This is a genomic window from Longimicrobium sp., assembly GCA_036389795.1.
Lineage (GTDB): Bacteria > Gemmatimonadota > Gemmatimonadetes > Longimicrobiales > Longimicrobiaceae > Longimicrobium.
In genome coordinates, this window is record DASVWD010000133.1 from 1 (window position 1) to 8,570 (window position 8,570).

An 8,570-nucleotide genomic window follows, 5' to 3' on the forward strand; every position below is an offset into this window, starting at 1 on the left:
TTCCCGTAGGGGCGAGGCATGCCTCGCCCGGATGGCCGAAGGCCATCACGCGGCGACATGCCCGGCCCGCTTCGACGAACTTTGACGTTGCAACTGGCAGCGGGCGAGGCATGCCTCGCCCCTACGAGCCCGATTACCGGATCAGATTCTCAATCAGCATAAACCGCCCGCTACGACGGCACAAAGTCCGCCTTCGCGGACTCCCCCGCAACCATCCGCGCGCAGCGACGACTGAAGCGGAGCGCCCCCCGCAACGGACGATGCGGAGGGCGCTTCGCTCACCTCAGACACCGGCGTGGTGCGCGAGCGCCGGGTGCACGCACGGAGCTACGTCCGTACCTCGTACTTCGTACCCCGGACTTTCGCACTCACGCACTCACGCACTTCCCTACTGCCGGTACGACCGCCGGCTCTCGTCCAGGTTCATGTAGCGGTCGCGCAGCATCGTCTCGCGGGAGACCATGGGCACCTCGCGGCCGCGGATGAAGACGTGCTCCACGCTGGTGAGCAGCTCCAGCGGGTCGCCGTCCCACACCACCACGTTGGCCACCTTCCCCGGCTCGAGCGACCCGTAGCGGTCGTCCACGCCCCAGATCTGCGCGGGGTAGAGCGTCACCGCCCGGAACGCCTCGTCCCACGGCAGCCCGTACGCCACCGCGTTGCCCGCCTCCTGGCGGATGTTGTACGCCTTGAAGGTCTCGCCCGTGGTGATGGCCACCTGCACCCCCGCGCGCCTGAGCCGCGCGGCGTTCTCGTAGGTAGCCCCCAGCGCCTCGAAGCTCTCCGGGAGGTTGTTGAGCACCTTCACCAGCACGGGCACCCGCGCCCGCGCCAGGTCGCCCGCCACCATCCACGCCTCGGTGCCGCCCGAGATGATCAGCCGCACGTCGTACTCGCGCGCGACGCGGATGGCCGTCTGGATGTCGCTGGCCCGGTGCGCCTGCACCACCAGCGGCAGGCGCCCCGCCAGCACCGGCTGCAGCGCCTCCAGGTCCAGCCGGCTCACGCTGAAGTCGCGCGTCTCCCCCCGCTCGAAGGCGGTGCGGTTCCTGGCGTACGCCCGCGCGTCCTCCAGCACCTCGCGCAGGCGCATGGTGATGCCGCCGCGCGCGCCGTGCCCCGCCTCGCGCGCGTTCTCGCTGATGCTGGCGAACATGGCCACCGGCGAGCGGACCATCATCTCGTCCATGTTGTCGCCGTCCAGGTCGATCAGCACCCCCTGCCCGGCGATCAGCCCGCCGACGGGGCGGGAGACCGCCGTGGTGACGCCCGCGATCCGGGTAACCGGGATCACCATCGAGCGCGGGTTCAGGCCGTCGGCGATGTTGAGCGCCGCCGCCACCTGGTCTTCCTCCTGGATGCGGTAGTCGCGGGTGGTGCCCACCTGCTCCACCTCCACCAGCGCCAGGTTGGTGCTCGACTCGAAGAGCCCCGGCGTCACCCACTTCCCGCTCGCGTCGATGCGGCGCGCCCCGGCGGGGACCGCCACGCCGGCGCCCACGGCGGCGATGCGGCCGCCCTGGATCAGCACCGTGCCGTTGGGGATGGTGGCGCCCGAGGCGGTCACCACCCTCCCCCCCACGATGGCGATGGTCTGCGCCGCGGCCGGCGGGGCGGCGAGCCCCAGCACGGCGGCGGCGATCGTGAAGCTGCGTCTCATTGGCTGGCCTCCGCGGGGAAGAGCCCCACCTCGAAGTCGGTCTTGGGCTGGCGGCGCGGGTCGAAGCGGTCGAACATCAGCGCGCCGTCGATGTACACGCGGTCCACCCGCGCGTACACGCTGAAGGGGTTGGCCGACCAGATCACCACGTCGGCGTTCTTCCCCGGCTCCAGGGTGCCCACCCAGCGGTCGATCCCCAGCGCCCACGCCGGGTTGGCCGTCAGCCAGCGCAGCGCGTCGTTCTCGCTGACCTGGATCCCCGCCGCGCGGCCGGCCTGGATCGCCTTGGCCGCCTCCTGGTTCAGCTTCTGGATCCCCGTGGGGTCGTCGGAGTGCACGATGGCGCGCGCCCCCGCCTGGTGCACCATGGCGATGTTGGCCTTGGTGAAGTCGAGCGCCTCCATCTTGAACCCCCACCAGTCGGCCCACAGCGAGCCGCTGATCGAGTCCCGCGCCAGCAGGTCGCGGATCTTGTACGCCTCCACCCCGTGGTGGAACGAGCGGATGCGGTAGCCGAACTCGCGGGCGATGTCGATCATCTGCGCCATCTCGTCGGCGCGGTAGCAGTGGTTGTGCACCAGGATCTCGCCGCGCAGCACCCCGGCCAGCGTCTCCAGCTCCAGGTCGCGCGTGGGCGTGTCGCGCGCCTGGCGCCCGCCCGCCTCCCAGCGGTCCCACTTGTCCTGGTACTCGCGCGCCTTGATCCACGCCGCGCGGTACCCCGCCACGTTCCCCATGCGCGTGGACGGGCCGTTCCGGTTGCCGTAGACGCGCTTGGGGTTCTCGCCGCACGCCATCTTCAGCCCGTACGGCGCCCCGGGGAACTTCATCTGCTGCACCGTGCGCGCGGGGACGTTGTGCACCGTCACGCTCCGCCCGCCGAACAGGTTGGCCGAGCCGGGGAGGATCTGCAGCGTGGTGATCCCCCCTTCCAGCGCCCGCGTGAAGCCGGGGTCCTGCGGCCACACCGAGTGCTCGGCCCACACCTCGGCCGTGTTGGGGTTGGTGGCCTCGTTGCCGTCGGAGAGCGCCTCCACCCCGGGGCTCGCGTAGACGCCCAGGTGCGAGTGGGTGTCGATGATCCCCGGGGTCACGAACTTCCCCGTGGCGTCCACCACCACCGCGTCCGCGGGGGCGTCGACCGTGGCGCCCACCGCCTGGACCTTGCCGTCCACCAGCAGCACCTGGCCGCCCGGGATGATCTGCCCCGCCGCGGTCATCACCGTGCCGCCGCGGATCAGCGTGGGCTGCGAGGGGAGGGGGCGGTAGGTGGAGGGGAAGGGGTCGGCCGGCGGCAGGCGGCCGGGCGGGACCCGCGCTTCAGACCGGGGGGCCGGCTCCGACGCCGGCCGGGCCCGCTGCTGCTGCGCGCACCCCGCCGCGGCGGCCACCAGCAGCAGCGCCGACAGCGCGTGCTTCATGGGAGCTCCTCGCGTTGGGAAAGACGGACGGGAGAGAGCGGCCCCCCATCGGGGGCGCCGGGGGAGACGGCGCCAACGTAAGCCCCGCCGGGCGCCGCGCAAGGGTGAAACGCGCGTTGGCGAATACTGTATACGGTCTGTCACAGGCTGCCGTGCCCTGTCTCCCGGGCGGACAGGGGCCCGTCCCACCCGGGGGACGAACGGCGGGGGCCGGTCTCCCGCGCCGGGAGGCGAAACGCCGCATTACGTCTAGGTGATTGTCAGATTGCGACTTGGCACCGCAATTGCTCGTCACCAGGCCCGAGCGTGGGGTAGCAGTTCACCGCGACCGGAGTATCAGGCAAATGAAGACGAGCAAGCTTTCCCTCCCCGTGGCCCTGGTGCTGGCGGCCGTGGTTTCGGCCTCGCCGGTGCTGGCGCAGGGGAACAGCGGCAAGGGCCACGGCCGCGGGCACGGCAAGCAGGAGCAGCGCGACAACCGCGGCAGCCGCGACCGCGACCGCGACGACGACCGCTTCGAGCGGCGCGACGACCGCTTCCAGCGGTCCAGCACCTTCGGGGGCAACCGCTTCGAGATCTCGCGCGACCGCCGCACCCTGCTGCGCAACGGGCGCCGCGTGCCGCCGGGGTGGTGCATCGGGCGGGGCAACCCGCACAACACCCCCGAGAACTGCGGCGGCTGGCGGTACAGTCAGAACCGCAGCATCTGGGACTGGATCGGCATCGGGGACCGCGACCGCCGCGACGACCGGCGGTGGGACGACCGGCGGTGGGACAGCCGCAGCAGCAGCGGCAGCTATTCGGGCTCGCACACCGAGTTCCACCGCTACCACGACCAGCGCTGCCGCGAGCTGGCGGCGCAGGCGGGCACCAACCTCCGCCGGCTGGTGGAGATCCGCGCCACCTGCAAGGCCGAGCACGACGACTGGCACCGCCGCACCGGCACCAGCCACTGAGTCCGGCCGCAGATCGACAATCGAGAGCCCCTCTCCCGAGCCGTTCGGGAGAGGGGCTCTCTTCGTCTCGCGCACTTCGCGCTTCGCACTCGGCACCTCGCACTGCGGTTTTGGGCATGTCCCTCCGCTGCGCTCCGGGCCGGGCTGCGCGCGCGGTAGGGCACGATACGACCGTACCCAACCGCGCCGGGCCACCGCCGCCACGATACCCCCGTGGCGGCGGCGTCCCGGCCCTCCGGGCGCGCATCCCTCATGCAACCGCAACGGCCCGACGGACCCTGTTCGGCTGATCTCTGCGTCCTCAACGACACTCTGCGGAGTGGGGGATCACCCCACTTCCTTCCGCGCGGCGACGCGGGCGCCCCAGAGGAGCACCAGCGCGCCCCAGCCGAGCGCCAGGGCCACCTCCCGCGGCGGCACCGGCATGTCGGGGGCGGGGCCCAGGTGGCGGAGGTGGCCCTGCCAGTCGGCCAGGAGCCGCCCGGGAGCGGCGCCCAGCACCCGCGGCACCGCCGCCTCGAAGTCGCCGCCGCTCGTCCAGAGGGCGGCCGTCCGCTCCCGGCCGTAGCGCTCGCGCACGTACTCGCGCAGGCTGGCGCCCGCCGGGAGCCGCTCGAGCTGCGCCGGGTCCAGCGGGACCGGCAGCTCCAGCCGCGCCGGGGGCACCTCCAGGTCCCGCGGGTCCGCCGCGCGCCCGTCCGGGGCCGTGCGCACGGCCGCGCGGTGCACGCGGTCCGGGGTGAGCTCCCACCCGAAGCCGGGCGAAAGGTAGCGCTCCCCGAAGCGCCCGGGGACGCCGTACGCCAGGTAGCCGAACACGCGGGTGACGGCCCAGGGGAGACCGAGGTTGTCGCGCGCCCACCCCGCCCAGGGCGGAAGCTCGCCCAGGTCCCGCTCCGCGCCGAAGTCCGCGAAGGCCAGGTGGTAGAAATGCGCCCTCCGCCCCTCGGTGTCCATCGGGAGGCCGGCGCGCCGGTACAGCGCCTCGGCCTTCTTCGCCAGCGCGCGGGCGGGCGCCGCCTCGCCCGGGCGGTGGTGGACGACGAAGTGCTCGGTGGCCACCAGCTCCGTGTAGCGGGGCGAGGGCGCGATCAGGTCGCGCCGCTCCAGGCGCACGGTGCGCACCCCGCCCGGCTCGGCCACGCCCACCTCGACGGTGGAGCCGAGCGGGCCGGCGAGGGCGTCGACGGCCTGGGCGGTGGACCACCCGCGCACCGGCCGCCCGCCGATGGTGAGCAGCAGGTCGCCGGGCGAGAGGCGCGCCGTTCCGGGCGCCACCGCCACCACGCGCACGGCGGTGTCGCTGGCGGCCACGGTGACCCCCGGCGAGCCGGGGCGCAGCGGGAGCGTGTCGGCCGGCGCGGGCTGCGAGAGCGCGGGGGCGGCCGGCGCCAGCAGGATCGGGAGGAGAAGGATCGCGCGCATGTCAGTAGTCCACCGGCATGGGGATGTGCAGGAGCCACGACAGCGGGTTGGCGCTGCCGAGCGGGGAAGCGTCCAGGAAGCCCGCCGCCGAGAGTCCTCCCGCCACCATCATCCAGACCCAGCAGGCGGCGGCGGCCAGCGCAAGCGCCAGCCACGGGCGCTCGAAGCGCGCCGACGCCACGAAGCCGGCCGAGTAGAGGAACCAGCTCGCGAGCGCCGCCCAGGTGAGGAACGGCAGCGGGTACGCGTAGAGCCCCGCGGGGAGCGCCCCGGACAGCGCGATGCCGCCCGCCAGGAGCCCCGCGGCGCCCACCGGCACCGCCAGCCAGGCGAGCCCCGCCAGGTAGCGCATGGCGAAGTAGCGCCGGCGCGAGACGGGGAGCGACAGCGCGTACGCCCACCCGCCGCGCCGCTCGGGGTGCCAGGCGCCGACGCCCCAGCCCGCGGCGGCCGGCATGGCGGCCAGCGAGAGGAGCCCCGCCGTCAGCGCGCCGCCCGCCATCACCTTCCCGGCGCCGCCCCCGAGGCCCACCAGGTAGACTCCGGGGATGGCCAGGTAGAGCAGGGTGAGGAGCACCAGGGGCACCGCGCGCCGCTCGCGCTCGGCGCCGATCATCTCACGCAGCATGGGAGGCCTCCTTTCCGCCGCGGTCGCGCAAGAGCTCCACGTAGCTCTCTTCCAGGTCCAGGTCCACCACCTCCTTCAGCTCCACCCCGCACGCGGCCAGCGCCCCGGCCATGGCGGGCTCCCAGCCGCGCACCGCCCACACCTCCTCGCGCCCGCGCGGCTCGCGCGACAGCAGCGCGAAGGGGAGCCCGGGAGGCTCGGGGCGCGGCCCCGCGCCCACGCGCAGGCGCTTGATGGAGCCGCGGAACTCCTCGAGCGGCATCTCGGCCAGCAGCCGCCCGCCGTTCATCACCCCCACGCGGTCGGCGAACCGCTCCAGCTCGTGCACCAGGTGGCTGGAGACGAACACGGCGGCGCCGGTGTCGGCCACGTGCTCCAGGAGCAGCTCGGTGATCTCGCGCCGGGCCAGCGGGTCCAGCCCGCCGGTGGGCTCGTCCAGCACCAGCAGCGGCGGCCGGTGGGCCAGCGCCAGCAGGAGCGCGAGCCGCTCCGCCTCGCCCTTGCTGAGGTGGCGCACCGGCCGGTCGGGGCTGAGCCCCAGCCGCTCGAGGAGGGCGCTGGCGTACGCCGCGTCCCACCCCGGGTAGAACGCCGCGTGGTGCCGGAGCGCCCTCCCCACGCGCATCCAGTCGGGCACCGCCGGTCGCTCGGGGACGTAGCCGACCCGGGCGCGCGCCTCGGCCGGGTCGCGCCGGGCGTCGACGCCCATCACCTCCACCTGGCCGGCGTCGGGGCGCAGCAGGTCCAGGATCAGCCGGATGGTGGTGGTCTTCCCGGCGCCGTTGGGCCCCAGCAACCCGTAGACGGCGCCCGGGGGGACGGTGAGCGAGACATCGCGCACGGCGAAGCCGGGGCCCAGCCGCCGCGAGAGCCCGCGGGTGCGGATGGCGTCCATGGCGTCAGCCTCCGGTGGGGGCCGCGCCGCGGCGCAGGCGGCGGACGGCGGACCAGGCGAGGGCCAGGAGCGCCGCGTCGACGGCGAGCGCCGCCGCGATCCACCCGGGGGTGAGCTGGAAGGTGAGGGTGATGCCGTCCATGGTCGGTGCTCCGCGCGTTCGGGTTCGGACGATGGGTGGACGGATATCGGGTCAGTCTCCGGCCGCCGCCGCCGCGCGGGCGGTCGAGCCGGGGAGGGCGGCCAGGCACGCCTCCACGGCGCTGCGAACCTCGGCGGGGGAGAGCCCCAGCCGGAACGCCTCGGCCAGCATGCGCTCCGCGAGCTCCCGGGCCACGCGCGCCCGCTCGCCCTGCCGCCGCTCGGGGGCCATCTCGGCCACGAAGGTGCCCTGCCCGCGCTGCACGTAGGTGAGCCCCTCGCGCTCCAGCTCGCGGTACGCCTGCGCCACCGTGTTGGGGTTCACCCGCAGCTCCGAGGCGAGCTGCCGCACCGAGGGGAGCGGGTCGCCCGCCTGCAGCTCGCCGCCGGCCAGGGCCGCGCGCACCTGCCCCACGATCTGCGCGTAGATCGGGACCGGCGAGGAAGCTTCGATGGTGAAGAGCATGCGCCTTCAGGCCGCTGGTGTGTACCAGTGTACTAGCTTACCGATACACTAATACGCCTGAGCGGAGCCGTCAAGCACCTCGTATCCGGGAGGCGGGATCGCCGGACGGGAGGCGGGCGGCGGTGGGGTGGAAAGAAAGTTTGCTTGCGCGGGAGGGGGGCGGGGGACGATCTTCGCCGGGCGTCCGCCTGGTTGGGGACGCGCGATGATGCACCTCCCTTTCATTCGGCCGGTTGGGCCGCCCACGGATCAACGACGGAGCGATACCATGCCCGGGAAGAAGACTCCCATCACGACGCTCATCAAGGGCGAGGAAGGACCCGTCTACACCACGCTGGCGGTCGGCGAGGAGGAGCCGCAGCTGACCACCCTGGAGCTCGGAGAGGAAGAGGGCCGCGTCACCACCTACGTGCTGGGCGAGGAGGGCCCGGTGCTCACCACCGAGGCGGTAGGCGAGGAGGAGCCGCGGCCCACGACGGAGGCGCTCGGCGAGGAAGACCCCGGCTACGGCCACGGCCACGCGGGCTCGCCGCCGGGGCTGGCCCACGCCCCCGGCCGGCAGGACCGCCCCACCACCCTGGCGGTGGGCGAGGAGGAGCCGGGCGGCGGCGGCACGGTCGAGTCGAGGGCGGCGGGGGGCACGGAGAGGCCCACCACGATGGCGACGGGAGAGGAGAGCGGAGAAGGTCCCACCACGATGGCGACCGGGGAGGAGACCACGCTGACGCGCGACGCGTCCGCGGGCGGGGAGATGACGACGCTCGCCCTGGGCGAGGAGGACATCATCACCACGCTGGCGCTGGGCGAGGAGGGCCCGGTGCTCACCACCGACGCGCTGGGCGAGGAGGAGCCGAAGCCGACCACGCTGGCCCTGGGCGAGGAAGGCGGCGAGGTCGACCGCGCGATGCAGGCGCAGGCCCCCAACCCGTTCGGCCACTACTGAGGCCGGCGGCCCCACCCCGCGCGTGTCCGTCCGCC

9 protein-coding genes are annotated in these 8,570 nt (G+C 74.1%); 2 read left to right on the forward strand and 7 right to left on the reverse strand.

Annotation, left to right across the window (positions count from 1 at the left end):
• Positions 1-388: 388 nt before the first annotated feature.
• Together VF746_17715 and VF746_17720 are read right to left on the reverse strand one after the other, a co-directional pair.
• Positions 389-1,660 (reverse strand): amidohydrolase family protein, encoded by a 1,272-nt coding sequence (locus tag VF746_17715; protein HEX8694263.1) that lies wholly within the window; start codon positions 1,658-1,660, stop codon positions 389-391.
• Positions 1,657-3,081: an amidohydrolase gene (locus VF746_17720; GenBank protein HEX8694264.1), complete on the reverse strand. Its 1,425-nt coding sequence runs from the start codon at positions 3,079-3,081 to the stop codon at positions 1,657-1,659. The genes VF746_17715 and VF746_17720 overlap by 4 nt, the downstream gene beginning before the upstream one ends.
• A gap of 344 nt (positions 3,082-3,425) precedes the next feature.
• On the opposite strand from VF746_17720, the gene VF746_17725 reads away from it, so the two are divergent.
• A complete protein-coding gene (locus VF746_17725; GenBank protein ID HEX8694265.1) occupies positions 3,426-4,037 on the forward strand; it encodes a hypothetical protein in 612 nt (203 codons plus the stop codon).
• 327 nt (positions 4,038-4,364) lie between these two features.
• Here VF746_17725 and VF746_17730 read toward each other — a convergent pair whose 3' ends face one another.
• From VF746_17730 to VF746_17750, 5 genes are read right to left on the reverse strand one after another with little or no spacing between them, the layout of a single operon-like run.
• Positions 4,365-5,462 carry a hypothetical protein gene (locus VF746_17730; protein ID HEX8694266.1) on the reverse strand — a complete coding sequence of 366 codons (1,098 nt, stop codon included), beginning with the start codon at positions 5,460-5,462 and terminating at the stop codon, positions 4,365-4,367.
• A 1-nt stretch (position 5,463) separates the two neighbouring features.
• A complete protein-coding gene (locus VF746_17735; protein ID HEX8694267.1) occupies positions 5,464-6,090 on the reverse strand; it encodes a hypothetical protein in 627 nt (208 codons plus the stop codon).
• Complete coding sequence (locus VF746_17740) at positions 6,080-6,985, reverse strand: ABC transporter ATP-binding protein (protein HEX8694268.1); 906 nt, start codon at positions 6,983-6,985, stop codon at positions 6,080-6,082. Before VF746_17740 ends, VF746_17735 begins: the two co-directional genes overlap by 11 nt.
• Positions 6,986-6,989: 4 nt before the next feature.
• Positions 6,990-7,127 carry a hypothetical protein gene (locus tag VF746_17745; GenBank protein ID HEX8694269.1) on the reverse strand — a complete coding sequence of 46 codons (138 nt, stop codon included), beginning with the start codon at positions 7,125-7,127 and terminating at the stop codon, positions 6,990-6,992.
• A gap of 51 nt (positions 7,128-7,178) precedes the next feature.
• Positions 7,179-7,592 carry a GntR family transcriptional regulator gene (locus VF746_17750; protein ID HEX8694270.1) on the reverse strand — a complete coding sequence of 138 codons (414 nt, stop codon included), beginning with the start codon at positions 7,590-7,592 and terminating at the stop codon, positions 7,179-7,181.
• A gap of 268 nt (positions 7,593-7,860) precedes the next feature.
• On the opposite strand from VF746_17750, the gene VF746_17755 reads away from it, so the two are divergent.
• Complete coding sequence (locus VF746_17755) at positions 7,861-8,535, forward strand: hypothetical protein (GenBank protein ID HEX8694271.1); 675 nt, start codon at positions 7,861-7,863, stop codon at positions 8,533-8,535.
• Positions 8,536-8,570: the final 35 nt, after the last annotated feature.

Bases quoted from the DNA above. Each gene is read 5' to 3' on its own strand.
- VF746_17715 (HEX8694263.1), bottom strand. From the start codon at position 1,660: ATGAGACGCAGCTTCACGATCGCCGCCGCCGTGCTGGGGCTCGCCGCC.
- VF746_17720 (HEX8694264.1), bottom strand. From the start codon at position 3,081: ATGAAGCACGCGCTGTCGGCGCTGCTGCTGGTGGCCGCCGCGGCGGGG.
- VF746_17725 (HEX8694265.1), top strand. From the start codon at position 3,426: ATGAAGACGAGCAAGCTTTCCCTCCCCGTGGCCCTGGTGCTGGCGGCC.
- VF746_17730 (HEX8694266.1), bottom strand. From the start codon at position 5,462: ATGCGCGCGATCCTTCTCCTCCCGATCCTGCTGGCGCCGGCCGCCCCC.
- VF746_17735 (HEX8694267.1), bottom strand. From the start codon at position 6,090: ATGCTGCGTGAGATGATCGGCGCCGAGCGCGAGCGGCGCGCGGTGCCC.
- VF746_17740 (HEX8694268.1), bottom strand. From the start codon at position 6,985: ATGGACGCCATCCGCACCCGCGGGCTCTCGCGGCGGCTGGGCCCCGGC.
- VF746_17745 (HEX8694269.1), bottom strand. From the start codon at position 7,127: ATGGACGGCATCACCCTCACCTTCCAGCTCACCCCCGGGTGGATCGCG.
- VF746_17750 (HEX8694270.1), bottom strand. From the start codon at position 7,592: ATGCTCTTCACCATCGAAGCTTCCTCGCCGGTCCCGATCTACGCGCAG.
- VF746_17755 (HEX8694271.1), top strand. From the start codon at position 7,861: ATGCCCGGGAAGAAGACTCCCATCACGACGCTCATCAAGGGCGAGGAA.